General features: G+C 50.0%; 18 protein-coding genes and 1 pseudogene. 5 read left to right on the forward strand and 14 right to left on the reverse strand.

Going from position 1 to position 21,652, the window contains the following annotated elements:
- Both NDA02_RS23365 and NDA02_RS23370 read left to right on the forward strand, forming a co-directional pair.
- Nucleotides 1–149 (forward strand): annotated as a pseudogene (locus NDA02_RS23365) (IS5/IS1182 family transposase); the annotation flags it as partial.
- A gap of 74 nt (nt 150–223) precedes the next feature.
- Nucleotides 224–910, forward strand: coding sequence for an O-methyltransferase (locus NDA02_RS23370; protein WP_348256026.1), 687 nt, complete (start codon nt 224–226; stop codon nt 908–910).
- 14 nt (nt 911–924) lie between these two features.
- Here NDA02_RS23370 and NDA02_RS23375 read toward each other — a convergent pair whose 3' ends face one another.
- From NDA02_RS23375 to NDA02_RS23440, 14 genes are all read right to left on the reverse strand, one after another.
- Nucleotides 925–1,500 carry a phosphonate degradation HD-domain oxygenase gene (locus tag NDA02_RS23375; RefSeq protein WP_348256027.1) on the reverse strand — a complete coding sequence of 192 codons (576 nt, stop codon included), beginning with the start codon at nt 1,498–1,500 and terminating at the stop codon, nt 925–927.
- A gap of 48 nt (nt 1,501–1,548) precedes the next feature.
- Nucleotides 1,549–2,076 carry a hypothetical protein gene (locus NDA02_RS23380; RefSeq protein WP_348256028.1) on the reverse strand — a complete coding sequence of 176 codons (528 nt, stop codon included), beginning with the start codon at nt 2,074–2,076 and terminating at the stop codon, nt 1,549–1,551.
- A complete protein-coding gene (locus NDA02_RS23385; RefSeq protein ID WP_190794112.1) occupies nt 2,069–2,704 on the reverse strand; it encodes a methyltransferase domain-containing protein in 636 nt (211 codons plus the stop codon). Before NDA02_RS23385 ends, NDA02_RS23380 begins: the two co-directional genes overlap by 8 nt.
- Before the next feature lie 70 nt (nt 2,705–2,774).
- Nucleotides 2,775–3,947 carry an alpha-D-ribose 1-methylphosphonate 5-triphosphate diphosphatase gene (locus tag NDA02_RS23390; RefSeq protein ID WP_348256029.1) on the reverse strand — a complete coding sequence of 391 codons (1,173 nt, stop codon included), beginning with the start codon at nt 3,945–3,947 and terminating at the stop codon, nt 2,775–2,777.
- A gap of 8 nt (nt 3,948–3,955) precedes the next feature.
- Nucleotides 3,956–5,092, reverse strand: coding sequence for a phosphonate metabolism protein PhnM (gene phnM, locus NDA02_RS23395; protein WP_348248106.1), 1,137 nt, complete (start codon nt 5,090–5,092; stop codon nt 3,956–3,958).
- Between the two features lie 3 nt (nt 5,093–5,095).
- Nucleotides 5,096–5,851, reverse strand: a complete 756-nt coding sequence (gene phnL / locus NDA02_RS23400; protein WP_190794109.1) for a phosphonate C-P lyase system protein PhnL — start codon at nt 5,849–5,851, stop codon at nt 5,096–5,098.
- 229 nt (nt 5,852–6,080) lie between these two features.
- Nucleotides 6,081–6,851 carry a phosphonate C-P lyase system protein PhnK gene (gene phnK, locus NDA02_RS23405; protein WP_348248105.1) on the reverse strand — a complete coding sequence of 257 codons (771 nt, stop codon included), beginning with the start codon at nt 6,849–6,851 and terminating at the stop codon, nt 6,081–6,083.
- Between the two features lie 92 nt (nt 6,852–6,943).
- Nucleotides 6,944–7,846: an alpha-D-ribose 1-methylphosphonate 5-phosphate C-P-lyase PhnJ gene (locus tag NDA02_RS23410; RefSeq protein ID WP_348248104.1), complete on the reverse strand. Its 903-nt coding sequence runs from the start codon at nt 7,844–7,846 to the stop codon at nt 6,944–6,946.
- 7 nt (nt 7,847–7,853) lie between these two features.
- Nucleotides 7,854–9,083: a carbon-phosphorus lyase complex subunit PhnI gene (locus NDA02_RS23415; RefSeq protein WP_348256030.1), complete on the reverse strand. Its 1,230-nt coding sequence runs from the start codon at nt 9,081–9,083 to the stop codon at nt 7,854–7,856.
- Between the two features lie 101 nt (nt 9,084–9,184).
- On the reverse strand, nt 9,185–9,757 hold the full coding sequence (gene phnH, locus NDA02_RS23420; protein ID WP_348248102.1) for a phosphonate C-P lyase system protein PhnH: 573 nt from the start codon (nt 9,755–9,757) through the stop codon (nt 9,185–9,187).
- Nucleotides 9,758–10,213, reverse strand: coding sequence for a phosphonate C-P lyase system protein PhnG (gene phnG / locus NDA02_RS23425; RefSeq protein ID WP_348256031.1), 456 nt, complete (start codon nt 10,211–10,213; stop codon nt 9,758–9,760).
- A 156-nt stretch (nt 10,214–10,369) separates the two neighbouring features.
- Nucleotides 10,370–10,516: a hypothetical protein gene (locus NDA02_RS23430; protein ID WP_190794487.1), complete on the reverse strand. Its 147-nt coding sequence runs from the start codon at nt 10,514–10,516 to the stop codon at nt 10,370–10,372.
- A 19-nt stretch (nt 10,517–10,535) separates the two neighbouring features.
- Nucleotides 10,536–10,847, reverse strand: coding sequence for a DUF4242 domain-containing protein (locus tag NDA02_RS23435; protein ID WP_190794486.1), 312 nt, complete (start codon nt 10,845–10,847; stop codon nt 10,536–10,538).
- 70 nt (nt 10,848–10,917) lie between these two features.
- Nucleotides 10,918–17,394, reverse strand: a complete 6,477-nt coding sequence (locus NDA02_RS23440) for an AAA family ATPase (protein ID WP_348256032.1) — start codon at nt 17,392–17,394, stop codon at nt 10,918–10,920.
- Nucleotides 17,395–17,802: 408 nt separating this feature from the next.
- Between NDA02_RS23440 and NDA02_RS23445 the strand changes: the two genes are divergently transcribed.
- From NDA02_RS23445 to NDA02_RS23455, 3 genes are all read left to right on the forward strand, one after another.
- The gene (locus NDA02_RS23445; RefSeq protein WP_348256033.1) at nt 17,803–18,144 is read left to right on the forward strand and encodes a hypothetical protein; all 342 of its coding nucleotides are present in this window, start codon (nt 17,803–17,805) and stop codon (nt 18,142–18,144) included.
- A gap of 288 nt (nt 18,145–18,432) precedes the next feature.
- The gene (locus NDA02_RS23450; protein ID WP_190794483.1) at nt 18,433–19,518 is read left to right on the forward strand and encodes a class I SAM-dependent methyltransferase; all 1,086 of its coding nucleotides are present in this window, start codon (nt 18,433–18,435) and stop codon (nt 19,516–19,518) included.
- A gap of 596 nt (nt 19,519–20,114) precedes the next feature.
- On the forward strand, nt 20,115–21,470 hold the full coding sequence (locus tag NDA02_RS23455; protein WP_348256034.1) for a calcium-binding protein: 1,356 nt from the start codon (nt 20,115–20,117) through the stop codon (nt 21,468–21,470).
- The last annotated feature ends 182 nt before the right edge of the window (nt 21,471–21,652 follow it).

Here is a 21,652-nt window from a genome sequence, read left to right on the forward strand (position 1 = left end):
AATCGCGAGTGGTCTGTGAAAATGCGTTTGCTGGAGTCAAGCGTTACAATGCGGTGAGCGCTATCTATCGCAATCGAAAAGCGGAGTTTGATGATCACCTTATGCTAACCGCAGCAGGATTATGGAACTTCTACCTGACTGCGGCATAGGAAGAACTTGAAAGGTCGCATTGGCTAGCTCTGTTCTTATTTCCCGACAACTCTAATAAAAATCGGCAGGGCTAATGACTCAAGACAAATGGATTGCCGTCGATCGCTACATCACGGATATGCTTGTGCCTCCCGATGCAGTGTTGGATGCTGTGCTTGAAGCTAGCGCTGCGGCTGGTTTACCACCCCATCACGTTTCACCGAATCAGGGGAAACTGCTAATGCTGTTAGCCTTGATCCATCAAGCACGCAACATTTTAGAGATTGGTACATTGGGTGGTTACAGCACGATTTGGCTTGCACGGGCATTACCTGCTGACGGTCGCTTGATTACCCTTGAATCTGATCCTCAGCACGCCGAAGTTGCTCATAGCAACATTGCTTATGCAGGTTTGACTAATACCGTTGAAATTCGTGTTGGCAAAGCAGCAGATACGCTCGCACAATTGGCTACGGAGAATTGCCATCCATTTGACCTGATCTTTATTGATGCAGATAAGCCAAGCAATCCAGATTACCTTTTATGGGCACTGAGGCTTTCTCGCCAAGGCAGCCTGATTATCGCTGACAATGTTGTGCGGGATGGAGCTGTGATTGAGGCAAATAGCACTGATCCTAAGATTCAAGGAGTACGTCGTTTTAACGAAATGCTCGGCTCTGAGCCACGTGTGACTGCAACAGCAATCCAAACGGTGGGTAGCAAAGGATATGATGGCTTTGCGATCGCTCTGGTCACGTCTGATGAGTCGCAATATTGCTGAAAAGCAACGTTTGCTTAAAGCGTTCTACAACAGGAACGAAGGATAGGGACAAAATAATCGAGCGTTGGCGTTGTGAGCTGCGGCACTTTTGCACAGTCGTCCCAAATTCTTAGCTGCACTGCATCTTGGGCATAGGGTTGCTGAATAAATTCTTGAGCGGCTTCGGATGAAAAAATACCGCCTTGCAGTTCCAGGCTGCGCTTTGAGACATCCGATAGCGCGTCCCAATAAGTTGAATTCACAGCACACAGATAGCGTTTTGCTTCAACATGGAGCCGAATGGGTTCTGTGACGGCTACCCCAAATTGCGTTTTCAGGAAAGGAATGGCGCGATATTCGTGGCGATCGTCAATTTGCTGTTCCGCAATGGTTTCGGCAGTGTTTTCGGCAGTGTTTTCGCCTAGATTGTGAATCAGATGCCCGATATCATGCAGCAAGCAGGCAGTGACGAGTTCGGAGCTACAATCGTTTGTTTCCGCAAGCGTGGCGCATTGCAGAGCATGTTCAAGCTGGCTCACGGCTTCACCACCGTACTGAGCGTTTCCTTGGGTTGCCAGGAGTTGCAGGATCAGGTCGAGAGTAGGTTGCATCTTTGCTCCTTGGATTCAAGTATGGGATTCAAGTATGGGATCCAGACATCATTTGAGTAGCCAGGATTGGTGACAGTTCCAGGTGCGATCGGGATATCGTTGATAGAATCGTACTTCCCAGTCAACAGAGGCTTCAGGACAAATCAATTGCCTTGCAAGATCGGCGAGTTGCTCACCCTGTTCCGATTGAAATTCATAGGCAAAGCTGAGATGGAGCCAGGTTTTGAGCCGCAGATTTTCGCGACGGGTGGGAGCGTGAGCAAGGTTGGCAAAATCACTCATCCGCTGCGTTAACCAATCCGATCGCAGTTCTAAACCGTGCCAGTCAGGGCGAAAAGTCATTTGCACGATCGTGATGACCGGTTGTGGATAGGGCTGTGCCAACGCGCGATCGAGTGCCTGAAGATAGAGAGGAATTGCCGTTTCAACATCGTGAAAAAAGCCTGTGAGCGTGCAGTGCGGCATATAGGCGTGTGCAGCGTTCCTCCCCACCATTCGCTGACTTTGCTCAAAATAATTCTCTATTTGTTCAGCGAGTTTACCGATCGGACAGGCGTACACAATCAATTCACCCATATCTGTTAACTATCTTTTTTGAGGCTTTTGCAGTCATCATGCCCCAGAGCCAATTAATCTTGTACTTTTCAATTGATACTTCCTGTAGTCCTTCAAATCGAAGCATATCCCGACATTCACTTGCGGTATAAGTTTGGAAGTGGGCACGGTTAAATAACCGTAGAAAAAAGTCACAAACGCGACAGGTCAAATAGTCATGACACCAATCGGTAATTACCAAACGACCATCTGGTTTGAGAATTCTTTTTGCTTCCTGGATGGCTTGAGCAGGATTACGAAAGTAGTGAAAAGCATTCGTTGAAATCACAACATCAAAACTTTCGCTGGGAAACGGAAGATTATCAGCACTGCCTATCCACAGCTCGATCGATTTGGGTAGTTTCTGCTTAGCAATATTGAGCATTTCGATCGAGGGATCTAGCCCAGCAAATTCCGCCTCTGGAACTAAACTAAACATCTGCTGAATCAAAGCTCCCGTACCGCAGCCGATATCTACGACCCGTTCATAGGGCTTGATCTCTAAGCGATTAATTGTCTCCTGAATCGTTGCATTAATGTAGAACGACCAACGACGATCGTACACAGATGCAAGACGGGAATACTCTTCTTGTACGGGATCAGAATACATAGCAATTAATCCTGGCAATCAATCACGACAATTAATCCTGGCAATTAATCACGGCAATTAATCACAGCAATCAATCATAGCAGGCAACTTTCTGTCCCTTAATGTAAACAGAAACGATCGCAGAAGGCAGAGCATTCTCAGGCTGAATCAGCAGGAAGTCAGCATCCAAACCTGGTGAGATTGCCCCTTTTCGATCGCCAATCCGCGCTGCCTGGGCTGGGTGGGTCGATACGAGTTTCCAGGCTTGCTCAAACGGCAGCAAACCCATCTGTGCCAGCTTAAACGGAGCATGAAACAGCGAAGGGTAGTGATAATCGGAGCAGAGGCAATCCACGACCCCTGCCTGCACCGCATCAGCAACACTCATATACCCCACATGGGAGCCACCTCGCACCAAATTCGGCGCGCCCATTAACACTGATGCCCCATAAGCCTGAGACTGGGCTGCCAGGGCAATCGAAGCTGGAAATTCTGCGATCGAGACTTGCCGCTTCGCGCTGATTTGCACCATCTCCTCAGATTCATCATCGTGGGAGGCAACCGGAATGCCCCTCTGGTGTGCCCGATCCACAAGCTGTTCAAACTGTTGAAGTCCTTCCGCCTGACGATCGAGCGCCGCCTCAATCAGGACGCGAATTTCAGCCTGGGACAGTTTAATGCGTTGCTGGAGTCCTTTTGTGTAGCGAGCCAGCGTTGCATCGTCGGTGGACGGGGGCAAATGATTGTTGAGTGATAGAAGCTGTATTGTTCCAGTCTCTAGCCAATCACATAACTCGTCATGATTTGCAGTATTTGCCTGTTCATGGCGAATATGAATGCAGCGATTTGCACCTTGCCCGGGTGTATTCTGAACTGCTTCAATCATTTGTCTTGCCGTATCCCGACTCCGTAAATCGGGTTCAAATGAATCGGTAATTGAATAGTAAAAAGTGGTGATGCCATTGGCGAGCAGCGTCCGATCGTTCTCCACAATTGCCATTTCGATCGGAAACGCAACACCAGGGCGCGGACAAATCATGCGCTCAAATGCATCTCCGTGAATGTCTACGATTCCTGGCAAAAGCTGTAGCCCTGTGACATCGATCGAGACAAAACCGCTTGGTTTCAGGGTGTGACCGATCTCGGTAAACTTACCGTCCTCAATCAGCACGGTTGCATCTTGCAGCCATCCCTTTGGAGTCAGGACATCGGCTCCCTGTAGGGCGATTTTGGGAAGAACTTTAGCCTTTTGTTGTTCTTTCATCCGCGACCTCACGCAAATCGTTTTCCTTCTCGGACTACTGCGGTCAACCGGGGCACAATGCCATCATCGTGCACAGTAATCAAATCTGCTCGTTTGCCAACTTCCAAGCTGCCTCGATCGCCGTCTAACCCGATCGCCCTTGCCGGATTCAGGGTAAAGAGGCGCATTATGTCATAGAGGGGCTGTTCAGTCCGACGTACAATCAAAAACATTGCCTGAAGCAGACTTTGAGGAACGTAATCCGAAGAGATAAGATCGACTAACTGCCGCTCGATCAGCTCCATTGCCGAGACATTGCCAGAGTGTGAGCCGCCCAGCACCAGATTTGGCGCACCCATCAAAATCTGGAGTCCCTGTTGGTGTGCCTCTTTTGCCGCATCCAGCGTGGTCGGAAATTCTGCGATCGTGGCTCCGCTTTCGACTGCTTCCTGCACATGTTCGATCGTGGCATCATCGTGACTAGCAAGGAACACCTCCTGAGCCTGAGTGAGTTCTACCAGTAATTTTCGATTTTGTTCGGCATAGCGTTGCTGATCTGCAATGCGTCCCTGAATGAAAGCATCCATTTGAGCCGGGGTAATCCCATGCTTGCCGATGTAGTATTCCCGATACTTCTCAAGGTTGACGAACTGGCGTTGCCCTGGTGTATGATCCATCAGCGAAATCAGCACCAGCAGCGGATGATTCGCATATCGTTCTGCAATTTCGTAGACGTGTTCGTAACCCAACTCGCAGCGCAAATGTAACCGATGATCGGCTGAAAATCTTCCTGCCTGGTGAGCGCGATCGATCGCGTCAATCATCGGAGCAAACTGCGTTAACCGGGCAGAATTAGGCAAGACATCCCCGATCGCAATTGCATCACAAACGGTGGTAATCCCGGCGCTAATCAGTTCGCGATCGTGGTGCAAAGCTGCCATATCGAGGGGCCATTTCACCTTGGGGCGCGGCGTGAGGCACTGTTCCAGATTATCGGTATGCAGTTCGACCAATCCGGGTAGCAGGTAATCTCCCTGTCCGTCCTGACCCTGGCTCACCATTCCCGGCTGAATGTCTGCGATTCTGCCGTTTCGCACCACAAGCGTCCCCAAAATTTCCTGGTCGGGAAGCTGCAAACGGTAGTTCGTGTAAATTTGCTCTTTCATGCTTTAATCATCCTGCCCTAAGGTTAAGCGACGATTACAAACTCGACTGCGGACTTCATCATCATGAAAAATGCCAATCATGGCACAGCCTTCTGCCTTACGCTCTTCGATCAACTGCATCACAACTTCCCGATTCGTCGCATCCAGAGCGGAGGTCGGCTCATCGAGCAGCAAAATGGGATAGGGCACAGACCAAGCACGGGCAATATTGACGCGCTGCTTTTCCCCGCCTGAAAAAGTGGTGGGTGACAGGCTCCAGAGCCGCTCCGGTAGATTGAGCCGGATAAATAACCCTCGAACAATTTCATAGGCGATCTTTGGCGCAGTTCCTAACTCCAGCAACGGTTCAGCCGCCACTTCCAGAGCCGGAACACGCGGAATCACCCGCAGAAATTGGCTAATATAGCCGATCGTTTTTTTTCGCACCTCTAGCAATTCATGGGGTTCTAGCTGCGGTAGATTAACCCATTGCCCCAGATGCTTGACCCAGATTGCACCGCGATCGGTTCGATAGTTACCGTATAGCGATCGAATCAGCGTTGATTTTCCTGCCCCTGATGCACCAGCGAGCGCAACGCATTCACCCGCCTGCAGCTCTAAGGAAACGCCTGCGAGAACGGGTAAACGAATGCCGCCTTGATGATGCAGGGTAAAGCCTTTGTACAATTGCTCCGCTCGGAGAACTAGCGTAGAGTCGCGATCGAGTGGTGCATTAGGAGGGAATGGATGAGGAATGAGCGTATGGTTTGAAACATTCATGATGATGCTCCGATCAAGAGTTGGTTTGATGAGTGTTTCGTGTTCTACATCGCCCCCTAAATGCCCCAATTTATTGGTTGCCGCTCTTAAAGAGCGAGGAGGGACTTTGAACTTCTAAACATTCCGGTCACAAAACATCCCGGTCACAAAAGAAAGTTTTTGAGGTTCGGTTCCCCTCAGAATTGGGGGGCTAGGGGGGCAGGTAATGTGGGTAATTGTCAAACATCCTTTACGGCGTTAAGGTTGCGCTAACTAGCTGCTGAGTATAGGGATGCTGCGGATCGTCTAGCACCTGATCAGTCAGCCCGGATTCAACGACCTGTCCTTGCTGCATGACCATGAGCCGATGTGCTAGAAGCCGCACAACTCCAATATCATGCGTGACCAAAACGACACTCAAATGTAAATTGCGAACCAGAGAGCGAATCAGATCGAGTAGGCGTGCCTGTACTGAAACGTCCAGTCCTCCAGTCGGTTCGTCCATCAACACTAAGCGGGGATAAGTAACGAGAACTCTAGCAAGCTGCAATCGCTGCTGCATGCCACCAGAGAAAGTTCGGGGCAGCATATCCATTCGATCGCCCGGAATTTCTACTTCCGTCATCCAATGCATTGCTTCTGTGCGAATGTTGCCATAGTGCCTTGCGCCAATGGTCATCAGCCGCTCTCCGATATTGGCTCCAGCAGTGACATTCATTCGCAGCCCATCTCTCGGATTCTGCTGCACAAAGCCCCATTCCGATCGCATCAGTCCCCGATGTTTTGCTTCCGGCAATTCCCGCAAATTCAAGATTTCACCCGATCGATTTTGATAAAGCAGTTCACCTTTGTCTACAGGCAACTGTCCAGCGATCGCACTTAACAACGTCGATTTGCCAGAACCAGACTCGCCAATAATCCCAAGCACCTGTCCTGGATAAAGATTAAAGGAAATGCGATCGCAGGCGCAGATTGTGCCGTAGAACTTGGTTAAATTCCGAACAGTCAGAAGGGGTTGCATGATTGAGAATGACCTACAGCGTTTTTCACTCACGTAAGGTGCAGGGGCTGCACCCCATTTTTTGTACTTCAATCGCCTGAACAAGGCTGTAATCAATGATTGGATTGATGCTGATTGCAGTAGTCCGTATCCGAGCAAATCCACATCCGATCGCCGCGATCGTTGATCACAACTTCGTCTAAGTAGCTTGCCGTCGAACCACACAACTCACAGGTTTTATCCCACCGCTCGACCGTAAACGGATGATCTTCAAAGTCGAGACTTTTGACTCGTGTGTAGGGAGGCACGGCATAAATTCGCTTTTCCCGTCCTGCTCCAAAGAGCTGAAGTGCCGGATTCATGTGCATCTTGGGATTATCAAAACGAGGAATGGGGCTGGGGCGCATCATGTAGCGATCGTGAACCATCACGGGATAATCATAGGCAGTGGCAATCTGACCATGCTGGGTGATGTCTTCGTACAGCCGCACATACATTGCCCCATAATCCTCCAGCGCGTGGAGTTTGCGAGTTTCAGACTCAGAAGGTTCAATCCAGCGCAGTGGCTCGGGGATGGGCACTTGATAGACAATGATCTGTCCTGCTTCCAAGGGAGTTTCAGGAATACGGTGACGGGTTTGAATCAGGGTTGCCTCTTCGGTTCGTTCCGTCGTTGCTACACCGCAAACGCGCTTAAAAAAACGGCGAATATTCACGGCGTTTGCTGTATCATCTGCGCCTTGATCAATAACTTTCAAAATATCGCTTTGTCCAATAACTGAAGCCGTCACCTGAATGCCGCCTGTACCCCAGCCATAGGACATCGGCATTTCGCGAGAGCTAAACGGAATTTGGTGTCCTGGAATCGCAACCGCTTTGAGTAATGCTCGCCGAATCGATCGCTTAGTTTGCTCATCCAGATAAGCAAAGTTGAAGTTCGATTCAGGAGCGGATGAGCGTTGAGGAGCAGCAGTCTGGGGAATGACCGCTTGCTCGGGAATTTCTGAATCTATCATGGGTGGCTTACTCCTGTTGCATTGCCGTTAAAGTGGGTTCGGCTTTAGCCCGATCGGTCATCATCGAATTTACAGGTTGATTCGTTGAGTAATCTTCAGATGGATTTTCAGCGAGATGATAGGATGCATCTTCAGCAGCGTTTACTGATGGATTGACCGATTGCCGCATTTGTCGCAGCATGTTTAGCTCTGCTTGAAAATCAATATAGTGAGGAAGCTTGAGATGCTGTACAAACCCCTGTGCCTCTACATTGTCTGAATGAGATAGCACAAACTCTTCGTCTTGTGCAGGTGCGGTAATCTCTTCGCCCAGTTCCTTCGATTGCAGCGATCGATCCATCAGTGCCATTGCCATTGCTTTGCGCTCGTTGTAGCCGAACGTTAACCCATAACCGCGCGTAAACTGGGGTGGCGTTTCTTTGTTGCCCTGAAATTGGTTGACCATCTGCACTTCGGTCACCGTGATGTCGGCAATGCCAATCTCAAACCCCAGCTCTTCGGGGCAGATCACCACTTCAACTTCACCGACTCGAATTTCCCCTGCAAAGGGATGATTTCTGCCGTAGCCCCGCTGGGTTGAATAGGCGAGACTGAGCAAGAATCCTTCATCTGCACGGGCTAAATTTTGCAGTCGTGCCGAGCGATCGGCGGGTAGGGTGAGAGGTTGACGAGTCAAATCAAAGGGCTCTCTTTCCAGCTCAGACGAACCCTGGGCGGCAAGAAAAGCCTTTTCTTCCTGAATCAAACCTTCTTGTCCCAACGTATCGATCACACGCGGAGTCAGTTCATCGACAGGTTCTGCTTCAGGCGCGATCGATGTTTCTCCTTCTGCAAGAAGCTTGAAATCGAGCAGGCGATGCACATAGTCGAATGTAGAACCCAACAGTTGCCCGCCCGGAACATCTTTGAAAATGGCAGAAATTCGTCGATCAAGGTGCATCTGGCTGGTATCAACCGGCTGGCTGTAATAAAAGCGGGGCAGGGTTGTACGGTATGCTCTTAGCAAGAAAATTGCCTCAACCAAATCACCCCAAGATTGCTTGATCGCTAAAGCTGCCAAATCAGTGTCGTACAGGCTACCCTCACACATTACGCGATCGATCGCCAGTTTCATCTGCTGCTGAATCTGCTCTAGCGTCAATTCTGGAACTTCAAGATTACCTCTTCGCCTTGCTTCTAGCAAACTTTCAGCATTTTGAATTGCCTGTTCACCGCCCTTCACCGCAACGTATGCCATTTACTGGTTCCTCCTGCTATACAACGTATTCTCGTTGTCTTTTTGTCATTCTTCAAACCGTGGCTTAGCTCATCCTGCAATTCTGTTTTGAGTATTTCTGTTTAAATGCTCATCGTGCGAGGGAGACCAATAACCGCCGTCTCACTGCATAGAAATACATCAGCTCCCAAAGGATAGGCTTGAACGTTCATCTGCCACTGAGCCCAGAACTGGGAAGGTAAAACAGGCGCGATCGAGCGTTCCCCTAAAATTCCCGGTCCTTGCGCCGTCACCTGCTTGCCCACTCCGTTACTAATTTGAATCAGCAACGTGGTCGAAGACTCTGGATATTCTGCTGTTCCCCAATGAAACGTCGAAAGGTCGGGGAGCAAGCTAGCCTGCCAAATCACTGCAAATTGAGCCTGATCTGGATGGAATGTGAATCGACATCCCGTGTGAAATTGCAACCAAGCTTGGGCTTCAGGCGGCAATCCGGGCTGCAACCAAATGAGAGTATCGACATCAAACAGCGTCAGACAAGCGGCTGCACAAACTGCGTTAAGACCTGTAGGTGGGATAAGCCTTGCTGCGATCGGATAGGGTTCTCCCGGATGAGCCAGCGCGTTGAGCAGCGATCGAAAGGTGTTTTGAGCGTCCTGAACCGGATCGGAAAAACCGGGTAGCTGAGTGATCATTTACTCTCCTCGCACCATGCTGAAAAAGTTAACGCGCGTGGCTTCCGCCTGTCTCCGCTGCTGTTCCTGCTGAGCTTGGGCAGCTTGTTTTAGTGGCTCGATCACCTGTGCCCAGACAGCACTGTGCCAATCAGGATGCTGAAGCAGGGCATCGCACAATGCTGCAAGTTCTGCATGACGCTGCGATCGTCCGGCAACATATCCAAATCCAGCGATCCGAGCGTTGTCATTAGAAAATAGCTGTACAACACAGCGAGTCATCGTCATTTCCCCTAAATTAAACGGCTGACCCGTTCCCCCTGCTCGACCGCTGACCATGACAAGCCCAGCTTCCGGACGACGGAGGAACCCATAATCTGGCAAAGATTCCAATCCCGAAATCTGTTGCTCCAGATTGTTAAGCTCTGCTTTCGCCAGGGTTGCTATCCAGAATTGACGCTGTGTTAGGGAGTTCATGAACGGTTTTTAACCCACGCTTAATATTTATCTAGACATCTAGACAAATTATGAGCTAAGTTATGATTTCTCGCAACTCGCTCAGCTTACTTTTTGCACAATCAGTAAGGGGTAATCGGTAGACGAAGGGGATGGCACGATTCGGGGTGAGTTATTTCAATTGGATTTGGCAGCATCGTCGATCGCAGACAACCGCAGAACAAATTCTGCATGCTGGGGTGATCCCGCAGGGCTGCGGGCATCGGTGCCCGGTCGCGTCCCTTCTTGTACCACAGCTAACACCCGCTCTCTGCGCTCGCGCATTCCTGGTAGGGAGACAAGTTCAATGCCGATCGCAAACCAGCCAGCCTTTTGTGCCGATCGTCCCTGCGTCGTCTATTACAACAGGTTCCAGCACTTCTACCGTCCATATTCGCACAAACGGTAAACCCACTTTGCGAAACGATCGCCGTACTGTTTCTGCGTCAGGAGCTTCAAACTCACAGATCACTTTACTGCGATCGCGGGACATCATCGAGCGAATCCAATGTACATCATGGCTACTGTGACAGGGAATTGCCTTTTTCACATCCTGATTCCATTTTTCTTCTGTGATAGGCGGCTCAAAAACTTTTTCAACTAGAACTCGTACCATCTCTTTCTCCTCATATTCTTGACTGTTCACACAACCGTCTTTGATGTTGATTAGCTAGTCGCCTAAGGACTTAATTCTCTAACTGCTCTGCTAGCTGTTGAATTGCGGTTCGCGCTCGTTCACTGATCAGATATATATTAATTCTCTGCTGTAGATTTTTAAATAATTCGAGTGCAGTTTTATGATCGCCACTGCCAAATTTGCTGCAAACCAGGGTTGCTCCTGCAAGGGCGATTTCACTGGGATGATCCACAATCTGAGCTGCCCTGAAAGCAGCTTCGGCACGAGCGATCGCCAGTTCTGTTCGATGATACTTTAAATCAATCTCTGCGGCGAACGTCAACGTATAAGCCAGCATTCGCTGAGAATCCATTTGTTGCAGGGCGGACAGGGCTTGCTCCAGCATCAGCTCTGCGCCATTTTGTCCGATCGAATAGCGAGCAAGGGCATCGAGGGCGGCAGCAAAGGCTCCTTCACTCCCCTCTCCGCTAATTTTGGCGGCAACGGTTGCTAATTCAGACGAATAGGTGATGGCGGCGATCGGGTTGTTGGCTTCTAGCTCCGTCATTGCCAGATAGGTTAAGCAAGCGCACTCTCGCCAGTGATCTTGCTCTGCTTGCGCCATCTGCCATGCCTGTTGCAGGAGCGATCGAGCCGTCGCATAATCCGCTGCATGACGACGCACACAGCCCATCCCGCAGGGAATATCAATGAGCTCCACGCCAGCTCTGGCAGCTAGAGATTGTGCCTCAAGCAGCAAAGCTTCTGCACGAGACATCTCACGCTCGGTTTCCGCCAGACACCAGCCTGTGTAAGCCAGCATTCGAGCCGTTGTGGTGGAACTCGCAGCCCGACCCCGCTCGATCGCGCGCAGTGAATGTTCCTGAACGCTTGTCAAATTGCCTTGCTCATAATTCAGCGCAATCAACACTTCAAATCCGGTTGCTTCTTCGTCCTGCAAATCCAAAGCACGGGCTTCCTCAATCAGCTGGTGTAATTCAGCTTCGAGTTGGACAGATCGATCTTTGCTCACGCCTGCTAAAACATGCAGCTTGAGTAGCTCAATGCGGCAGCGTACCTGCGTTGAGTGATCCAGATATTGGCAGTGCTCCAGTCCTCGCTGCGTTAACTGTGAAGCTTCGGCATAGGCAAACAGGCGCAAACAGCGTTCCGCCGCGATGATACAAGCAGATGCTGCCAATCCGTGTTCGCCGCCCTGTGAGGCATGGTAAGCAATCTCGCTGGCAAAGGAATCTTCCGTGGCAAAAGAGGTTTTCAATCCCTGAGCAATTTGCCGATGCATTAAACGGCGACGCGGGTTGGAAAGCTGGTGATAGGCAATCTGACGCACAATATCATGCACAAAGTCGTATTGGGTTTCACCTTGAATGATTGCTCCTGGACGGATAATGCCTTCTTGCTCCAGTTCTTCGATCGCCATCAACAGTTTGTTTGGAGAGCAATCGGCAATTTCAGCGATCGTCGTGGGGTTAAAGCTGCGCCCCAGAACTGCCGCCCAGGACAAAAATTCTCTTGTGGATTGGCTGAGCTGCTGAAGTCGATCCTGAATCAGTGCCTCCAGGCTCTCAGAACAAGCTGTTCCGTGTTGAGCAATGGCATGGACAATTTCCAGTGCAAAAAGCGGATTCCCACCACTCTCAGCAAAGATCTGGTTGCCGTCGACCGAGCGATCGACTTGCTGAACAAGCTGTACAATCTGGGCTTGATTCAAAAGCGGCAGTTCCAGGCTTTGCAGCCGATTTTCGCGGCGCAGGGATTGCACCAGTTTGTAAACGGGCTGATTGACTGCTAATTCCCGGGAACGGGCAGCACAGGCAAACCGTACTCTCGTATGACCCAGTAAGCGAGCCGCATAGTGCAGCAGCGCGCTTGAGGCTTCATCGAGCCACTGCATATTATCCAAAATCACGATCGTCGGTTTATTGAGCGCAAGCTGCGACAGCAAACGCACCACCGCATCAAATAATCGCTTTAAATCAGTCGGCTCTTCTGCTTTCGGAGAAGTTTCTGGAAACAGCGATCGAAGTTCTGAGGGCAAGTCTGCCAGGAATGGGGCAGGGAGCGATCGGAGCGCATCCACCCAGGCTCCATAGGGCCGCAGCATTTCTGCTTCAAATCCAAATCCCCACAGCACTTGGCCCTGATGACCTCGCACGGTGGCAGCCAGTTCTTCCAGCAGGCGAGTTTTGCCGATGCCGGGTTCGCCCAATAGCAGCAGGATTTCTGAACTGTGATCCGAGGTTAGCCAACTGTGCAGCAGGCTCCATTCCTGGTCGCGTCCGATTAGTGGGAGGGAGTGGGGCGTAGGAGAGTCGTTTACGGTGCTGTCCCGGTCGACTGCTCCTAATGCTTTTAATGCCGTTCGTTGCGCTTCGGTTAGCCCGATCGCCCCTGCAATATTAGTTCCCTGATAAGGGCGATCGGCTCTCAGGGTGTGCAAACATTTTCCAGTGCGAATATTCCAGAGCTTAATCGTTTCATCCTGGCTGCCGCTCGCAAGCGTTTCACCATCGGGACTAAATGCCACCGACCAGATGAGATTCGTGTGTTCCTGAAGCGTATGCAGACAATAACCTGTATCGACTTCCCACAATTTCACCGTTTGGTCACTGCTGACACTGGCAAGCGTTTGACCATCAGGACTAAATGCCACCGACCAAATGCGACTGCTGTGTTCTTCTAGCGATCGCCAAAATTCTCCCGTCATCGTATTCCACAATTTCACAGTATGATCACCGCTACCGCTAGCAAGCGTTTGACCATCAGGACTAAACGCAACGGACCAAACCCAATTTTGATGTCCCTGCAAGATTTTCAGGCATTCACCTGTATGAACATTCCAGAGCTTGATCGTTTGGTCGTAACTGCCGCTCGCGAGCATTTGACCATTGGGACTAAAGTCGATTGAACAGACCCAACTGGTATGTCCCTGCAAGGTGTGCAGGCATTGCCCGGTTTGAACATTCCAGAACTTGACGGTATGATCATCGCTGCTGCTTGCTAGAAGCTGACCATCTGGACTGAACGCGACCGACCAGACGCGGCTCGTATGTCCCGATAAGGTGTGCAAACACTGTTTGCTCGAAATGCTCCAGAGCTTGACGGTATGATCATCGCTGCTGCTTGCTAGAAGCTGACCATCTGGACTGAACGCAACACCACAAACCGGATTCGTATGACCTCTCAGCGTATGCAGGCAGTTCCCCGTGCGGCTATCCCAGAGTTTAACGGTGTAATCGTCGTTGCCGCTTGCGAGCAGTGGTTCGGTCGGGCTAAACGCAACGACACGGACTCGATTGGTATAGCCCTGGAGCGTTCTCCAGCATTGTCCAGTGTGGAAGTGCCAAAACTTGACCGTATGGTCGCCGCCGCCACTCACTAGCGTTTGATTATCGGGACTAAAGGCAACCGATCGCACCCAGCTGGTATGCCCGCGCAAAATTTGGAAATTCTCTCCGGTGTCCACCTGCCACAGTTTCACGGTCTGATCTTCACTGCCACTCGCCAGAAATTGACCGTCCGGGCTAAAGGCAATCGATCGAATCCAGTTCGTATGTCCGCACAGCGTTTTAGTGCATTCGCCAGACTCAAAGTCCCACAGTTTGATCGTCTGATCGCTGCTGCTGCTTGCCAAGGATTGACCAGCGGGACTAAACGCAACCGACCAGACTCCCTTTTCGTGTCCCTGCAAAGTTTTGCAGCATTTGCCAGATTTGAGATCCCACAGCTTCACCGTTCCATCTTCACTGCCACTCGCCAGGAGTTGATCGGTAGGGCTGAACGAAACCGATCGCACCCAGTTGGTATGTCCTTCCAGGGTGGCGCAGCATTTCCCTGTTTTCAGATCCCAAAGTTTAACAACAGACGATTCGCTGCCGCTCGCGAGCAACCGACCATCGGGACTGAAGGCAACCGACCAGACCTGATAAGGAGCTTCCTGTAACGTCTGGAGGCACTGCCCGGTCTGTACATCCCACAGCTTGATCGTTTTGTCGTCGCTGCCGCTCGCCAGCAACCGACCATCGGGACTGAAAGCAACTGACCAGATCCAGTTTGTATGCCCCTGGCAAATTAGCAAATTTTTGCCGTCCGCCACTCGCCAGATCCGCAGTTCCCGATTCGTGTCGCCCGTTGCCAGCAGTTGACCATCCGGGCTAAACGCGACGGCTAGCGTCAGGCTCAAGGTTTCCGTAAAGACGGTCTTCGACAGATCACTATTTGCCAGATTGACCTGATGTAACCCGACATTCCGCAAATCGGCCTGCCAGAGGGCAAGATCAGCGAGGTCATAGCCCGTCAGGTCGGTTTTCAAATGAATCAACAGGTTCAGCAGATTTCCCGCTGCATATCCCGATCGCTGCGGTGCTTCCTGACGCAGGCTGACCAGGATTCGAGTCAACCGTTGCTCAACCTGAGCGCGATTGCCTAGCCGCATCTGAAGTTGATGCAAAATCGGCTGCACAATTTGGCGAATCTGAATCTCCTGAATGTAATCTTTCCCCTGGGCTTTGAGCAGAGCATGGCTATGGAGCAAGGGAACAGCAAACTCAGGTTTGGGCAATCTGGAACAGGCGAATTGCGTCGTCGAATGAGTCGCCGGAGCAAGAGATGACTGTTCCTCGCTAGCTGCCATTTCTTCGATCTCATCACAGATCCATTCAATCAGGCGATCGGTCACGTATTGCATGACGATCGGCGGTTGCGTGTAGCCTCCTGCCTGGGTTTCCAGGAGCGATCGCCAGCTTAGCGATTCCAAAGCCTGTAAAAAATCGGCACGAGAAGCAGCGGGCACGAAATCAGCAGCCAGTTCTGCAAGCGTTGTTCGCTCCCGATTAATTGCCAGCCAGAACATGACACTTTTTTCAAACACAGAACTTCTTAAACATTGCTGATCCAAAAGCTGATACAAACCGTGAAAAACGCCTGTATCTTGAGTTAAGAAATCTGCAATGCTGCCGTCAAATAAATCTTGAATGGAGGTAGAAACAATTTTTAACGCTAAGGGATTATTGCTATACCGCTGACACAGCTGCTGTTTCTGCTCCTCAGAACCGATTAATTTCCTGGCTTCCAGGATTGCTGATGCTGCTTCTGGAACTCCGCCCAATTGCAGCGATCGCACGGCTTCTGTTCCTTCCAAAAGCGCAATTTCGGCAGGTTTTTCTCGACTTGTCAACAGCACACAGCTCTGATGCTGCACCTCACCCAACAACCTGAATAAGTCTCCATAGTTTTCATATCCAGGACGATATTGACCAGCTGGACTACTCCGCAGCGGAAACTGCTTCGCATTGCCCTCTAAAAAAATACTTTCCACATTGTCCAGAACAACCAGACAGCGGTGGGACTTGAGCCAGTGAATCAGCCGCCCGGTCTCGGCTTTGTTGTCCTGCTGCTCAGACAAAAATAGAACCAAGTCTGTCAGGAGGGTTTCGAGTAGAGGCGCATTGCGGAGAGATCTCCAAATGACAAACTCGAAAGGGGGATGGGGAGATGAGGAGGTGGGGGAATCGGGGGATGTATCCTTCGCTCCTTCGCTTCCGACAAGTTCCTGCGCCACTTTGACCGCAAGCGAGGTTTTGCCAATGCCGCCCATTCCCAGAAGCAGAACCATCCGACATCGGTAATTGACGATCCATTCCTGCAAAGTCGATCGCTCTTTTTCCCGCCCGTAAAATACAGAAACATCGATCGCTTCGCCCCAATCCTGCTGAGAGATAGGGGGTGGGAGAGTAGGGGGAACGGTCGGAGGTGTAAGGGAAATAGGGGAATTGTTGGCAGGATGGGGTTCATCCTCGTTGAGGATCTGCTGGTAAAGATCGCGGGTTGCGGCACTGGGATCAACGCCTAACTCCTCCCGCAACATCGTCATGCAGCGGTGGTAAAGTTGCAGGGCATTCGATCGATCGCCGCTCAAATGATGAAGCTGCATCAGCGAGGCATAAGTTGCTTCATTCAGGGGATCAACCCGTAGTAACTGCTGAGCATGGACGATCGCTGTTCGATAGTCCTGCTGGTCTTTCATTAAATTAATGAGCTGTTCTAGAGCGTTCACTCGCATTTGCTGGAGCCGCTCGCGTTCGGGAATAATCCACTCGTCTTCGCAGTTGGGCAGCAAATCCCCTTGATAAAGAGAAACCGCTTGTTCTAACCGCGATCGCTTTGTCCCAGCATCAGCAGTTTGTGCTGCCTTTAATTCATGCTCAAACTGAATGACATCGGCGGTGAATCGAGCCGTTGGCGACCATTGCAGCGTTTTTGAGTCAGTCAGAAGAAATTGGTCAGCTTCGGGTAAATCTCGACGCAGATAGCTCAGCTCTTTGCGAAGATTCGTTCTCGCCTGCGTCTCAGTAGAGTCTGCCCAGAGATGAAAGGCAAGCCATTGACGAGGTTGGGGCGCATGACGATGGAGAATCAGGTAAGCCAGCAATGCCTGTGATCGCGCTGAGTTGATGCCCGGAACAACGCGATCGCCGTAGGTGATAGACCATTCACCTAACAATCTGACTTGTAAGGTTAGAGGCATTGCTCTTAAATCACCCATTTACCTCTAAATTGTCCATTTTTCCTTGAGCTTACACCCAGTTACAGGATTTTCGGCGGATCTTCCAAATTTCATTACAGAGCTTAATTCAGACCTGAGCAATGTACCCCCGATGTCCTTGTGTTCGCTCAAGCCCTCAACCTCTAAATGCAGCTTTAGAACAGGCTTTGAGACGAGAACGATTTGGGAACGATTTGGGAACGGTTTGGGAACGCTGCGATCGCTAACTTGTATTCATGGGTTGGAAAACAAATCTGCATCTGTAGGACGTGAGAGCAAGTGAAGCACACAAACAACGCTCCCTTCCTGGCTCCTTAGTTCCACTTCAATTCCACTTTTCAGTTCTGTTAACTCACATCAACTCAATTCACAATCGGAGTAAAAAACATCATGAATCGCTTTATCCTTGCAAGTCTATCCGTTTTGGCACTCAGTGCCGTTGCAGCCCCCTCCCTGACCGTGAGCGATCGGTTCGAGCAAGAGCGTCAGGACACATTGAATGCTATGAGCAATCGTTGGGTGCAAGAGCATCAAGACACATTGAATGCAACAAATTCACGGTTTGATCAAGAGCGTCAGGACACATTGAATGCTATGAGCGATCGGTTCGAGCAAGAGCATCAGGACACGTTGAATGCTATGAGCAATCGTTGGGTGCAAGAGCATCAAGAGACGTTGAATGCAACGAATTCACGATTTGATAAGGAGCGTCAAGATACACTGGATGCCTAACTTGCACGACCAGTAACAGTAAAGTTGTTTTTGACCGTGTTACTGAATCGATCGCGACTGCTGCAAACTGAATCGAAAGAAGATCCGAATGTTACAGCTCGCTCTTGTCCCAAGACACTGTCTGAACCACCAGAATCCAAAATTCTAGACAGACTCAGGCAGTGTCTAAAAAACAGGCTTCAAAATATCCCAGCGATGCACAATGCTGTGGAGAAACGCCGCTTTGCTTCACCCCCCAAACTGATCCACCACGATCCATTTATTCCTTAGTTAGTGAAGGAGCTAGCCATGACAACCCAACTGTTCAACCCAACCCAATTCAACCACGCTAAAGCCGAAGCCTTTGCAGGACGGATGCTGGATATTATTAGCAGTAGTGCGATCGACTTGATGGTCTCGATCGGACATCGTACCGAACTTTTCGACACAATGGCAGAACTGCCGCCCTCCACCAGCCAGCAAATTGCCAACGCGGCTGGACTGAACGAACGCTATGTGCGCGAGTGGCTCAATGCGATGGTGACAGGTCGCATTGTCGAGTATGACCCGATCGCCAAAACCTATGTGCTGCCCACAGAACACGCCGCATTTCTCACCCGTGCTGCGGAACCCAATAATCTTGCCCTGATCGCCCAGTTCCCGCCCATGCTAGCGACCGTCGAAGACCAAGTAATCAACTGCTTCTATCAAGGCGGCGGGGTTCCCTATTCTGCCTTCAAACGCTTTCATACGGTGATGGCAGAAGTGACTAATCAAGGAACGGTTGCGCCATTAATCGATGAGGTGCTGCCGCTCATTTCTGGACTGGGTGAAGCACTCCAGCAAGGCATTGATGTTTTAGATTTGGGCTGCGGCAGTGGAAAAGTACTCAATGTTTTGGCAGCAGCTTTTCCCAATAGTCGATTCACAGGCTACGACTTTTCAGGTGAAACGATCGCAACTGCCAATGCTGAAGCTCAACGGCACAAGCTGAGCAATATCGAGTTCCGGGTTCGGGATGCTGCCACGATCGAGGAGTGCGATCGCTACGATCTCATCACAACCTTTGATGCCATCCATGACCAGGCAAAACCCGATCAGGTCTTGCACAACATCTACCGAGCATTACGTGCTGATGGAATCTACCTGATGCAGGAAATTCGGGGTGCAACGAATGTTGAGGACAACCTAGACAACCCGTTGGCTCCCTACTTCTACACGGTTTCTTGTATGCACTGTATGACTGTTTCGCTTGCTTATGGCGGCATGGGTTTAGGAGCAATGTGGGGACAGGAAACTGCATTGCGAATGCTCGCCGAAGCTGGATTTAAGCAGGTGGAAATCAAACGACTACCGCAGGATATCGTGAACGACTACTACATCATTCACAAGTAAATTCACAAGTAGCAAATTCAGAGAAACGATATGTGCAAACTTTGTGCGATTGCGGCACGGTACACCCTTGCTCGTCAGGATTCGCTTGTCTTTGATCTCAGTCAATTTGCAGCTGAGATTACGGGAAAACCATCAATCGATTCGTCTCAAAGTCAACCTGTTACGATCGCTCAGAAAAAATCATTATAAAAAACCAATCTGCAAATTACCAAGAGCTAGAACTTATAGCCGATAAAAATTTGACGAATTAACCAGATCTAGCTTTGCATCCATCTTGAAACAAATTTGGCATGGAATCGTTAACTCGATCGCCGCATTCGAATGAACCCAAAATTTATTCACGCAAAGATAAATTTGGCAATCCTTATTGGGCGATTCACGATCCGCTGCTAGGACGCAGAGTATTCTTTGATTCAGAGACAGAGATTTAGAGACAGAAGTACGGGCATGGCTCGAACAACGCTGTTCCCAATGAATCGACCATCTGACCACCATTTAAGTCAAGCTCAACTCAATCTAACCGTTCCTCTGCTTGAATTCAGCATTAAATCGCTCACCACCCATTTCCAGTATCCCTTTATTCAGAAAACTCAGCGATGGTATTTCTAGACCGTGAACCAAACAATAGTCCAAGCTTTGCAAACAATATTGGAACATTAGCAGGTAGTCTAGTCGTTGAGGGGAACATGGGAGAACTCATTCCAATTGGTTCCTCTGATCTGCGGATTACCGATACCTTTGATATCTATCGCTTCACTACCACTCAGCCCACCAGTTTTGGTGTAGCACTTGCCCCGCAGGTTGCAAATGCAAACTTAGTTTTGATGTCTTCACCCGAAGGCAACCCGATCGCCCACTCCTTTAAACCTGGCACTGCGGTTGATTCGATCAGCTTCAAAAATTTGGCACCCGGTACTTATCTGATTGGCGTAAATGCCCTTGCCACCGCACCTCGTTCCCCTTACGTCTTGAGTATTGCGGCTCTTCCAATTACACGCGCAGAGCTAGGGGTTACGGTTGAACGAATTACGGCGATCGATCGCTTTGATACTCAGGTGGTGTTCTCTTCATCGTTCAAAGCAGATTTCAAAACATCGCTTACGATCAATGGACAAACTCGTAACAGCGGCGTGTTTGACAAAGATAATGATGATGTCAGACCAAACTTCACCTTTATTCAGCCCGTTGATCCATTAAGGGAATCGAACACTTTTGAAATTGCAGTGAAAGATGCTGATCCCGTTGGCGATGATGAAGCAGATATCAGCCCCTCCTCCTCGTCAAAGTTCACCGCCAAATATTTTTCTCAAACGGGTACAGTGGGTGACTTTGATTCTGGCGGCGACTCGACTGGAAAAAGCTTGGTGACTCAAGGCAGAGATGCTTCATTTCGTCCCAGAGGAGCAACCGTCACTTATCGAGTAGACTATAACGTTTTCACGTCATCCGCATCGACATTCACCAGCAAAACTCCGCTGCTGCTGGGCAACAATACCAGCCAACAGATACAGGGCAGCAGCATTGGCGGCATTCTCTGCGGCGAAGGAGGCCATGATGTCCTTTCTGGTAGGGGTGGTAGTGATGTTCTTTGCGGTGGTACAGGCAACGATAACCTCAATAGCGGCACAGGAAACGATATCAGCTTCGGCGGAGCAGGACGCGATACTCACACAGGTGGTTCTGGCAAAGATACTTTCGTGCTGACCCTCGACAGCGGCACAGAGGTCATTCAAGATTTTCAGAACGGTAAAGACAAACTGGGACTGGCGATCGGGTTAAACCCTGAGATTTTCGATATGGTGCAGCAAGGCAAAAACGTTGTCGTCGGGGTAGGGGATCAGCGGCTTGCAGTTCTTTCTAACATCAAAGCCAATCAGATTACCGCTGCTGATTTCGTCACGGTTGATTTCTCCCGTTTTAAGGGAAATGAAGTGCCCACTTTGGCGGGATAACAGGACGGTTCCATTTAACAGCTTTGTGTGAAACTGTCAGATCTAGATACTCAAATCACAGATTTTTTCATCATTTTCACCACTGCAAACGCTCTCTTTTCTATTTTCGATTAGATTGCTTGAAATAGCCTCTATAATTCATTCACTCGTTCAACCTATTGTTCCCTTTGCTTTGATAAAGA

It is taken from the genome of Leptolyngbya sp. ST-U4, from assembly GCF_039962215.1.
Classification (GTDB): domain Bacteria; phylum Cyanobacteriota; class Cyanobacteriia; order Elainellales; family Elainellaceae; genus Leptolyngbya_A.

Coding starts and splice junctions, on each gene's coding strand:
- NDA02_RS23370 (WP_348256026.1), top strand. CDS start 224: ATGACTCAAGACAAATGGATTGCCGTCGATCGCTACATCACGGATATG.
- NDA02_RS23375 (WP_348256027.1), bottom strand. CDS start 1,500: ATGCAACCTACTCTCGACCTGATCCTGCAACTCCTGGCAACCCAAGGA.
- NDA02_RS23380 (WP_348256028.1), bottom strand. CDS start 2,076: ATGGGTGAATTGATTGTGTACGCCTGTCCGATCGGTAAACTCGCTGAA.
- NDA02_RS23385 (WP_190794112.1), bottom strand. CDS start 2,704: ATGTATTCTGATCCCGTACAAGAAGAGTATTCCCGTCTTGCATCTGTG.
- NDA02_RS23390 (WP_348256029.1), bottom strand. CDS start 3,947: ATGAAAGAACAACAAAAGGCTAAAGTTCTTCCCAAAATCGCCCTACAG.
- phnM (WP_348248106.1), bottom strand. CDS start 5,092: ATGAAAGAGCAAATTTACACGAACTACCGTTTGCAGCTTCCCGACCAG.
- phnL (WP_190794109.1), bottom strand. CDS start 5,851: ATGAATGTTTCAAACCATACGCTCATTCCTCATCCATTCCCTCCTAAT.
- phnK (WP_348248105.1), bottom strand. CDS start 6,851: ATGCAACCCCTTCTGACTGTTCGGAATTTAACCAAGTTCTACGGCACA.
- NDA02_RS23410 (WP_348248104.1), bottom strand. CDS start 7,846: ATGATAGATTCAGAAATTCCCGAGCAAGCGGTCATTCCCCAGACTGCT.
- NDA02_RS23415 (WP_348256030.1), bottom strand. CDS start 9,083: ATGGCATACGTTGCGGTGAAGGGCGGTGAACAGGCAATTCAAAATGCT.
- phnH (WP_348248102.1), bottom strand. CDS start 9,757: ATGATCACTCAGCTACCCGGTTTTTCCGATCCGGTTCAGGACGCTCAA.
- phnG (WP_348256031.1), bottom strand. CDS start 10,213: ATGAACTCCCTAACACAGCGTCAATTCTGGATAGCAACCCTGGCGAAA.
- NDA02_RS23430 (WP_190794487.1), bottom strand. CDS start 10,516: ATGCGCGAGCGCAGAGAGCGGGTGTTAGCTGTGGTACAAGAAGGGACG.
- NDA02_RS23435 (WP_190794486.1), bottom strand. CDS start 10,847: ATGGTACGAGTTCTAGTTGAAAAAGTTTTTGAGCCGCCTATCACAGAA.
- NDA02_RS23440 (WP_348256032.1), bottom strand. CDS start 17,394: ATGCCTCTAACCTTACAAGTCAGATTGTTAGGTGAATGGTCTATCACC.
- NDA02_RS23445 (WP_348256033.1), top strand. CDS start 17,803: ATGAATCGCTTTATCCTTGCAAGTCTATCCGTTTTGGCACTCAGTGCC.
- NDA02_RS23450 (WP_190794483.1), top strand. CDS start 18,433: ATGACAACCCAACTGTTCAACCCAACCCAATTCAACCACGCTAAAGCC.
- NDA02_RS23455 (WP_348256034.1), top strand. CDS start 20,115: ATGGTATTTCTAGACCGTGAACCAAACAATAGTCCAAGCTTTGCAAAC.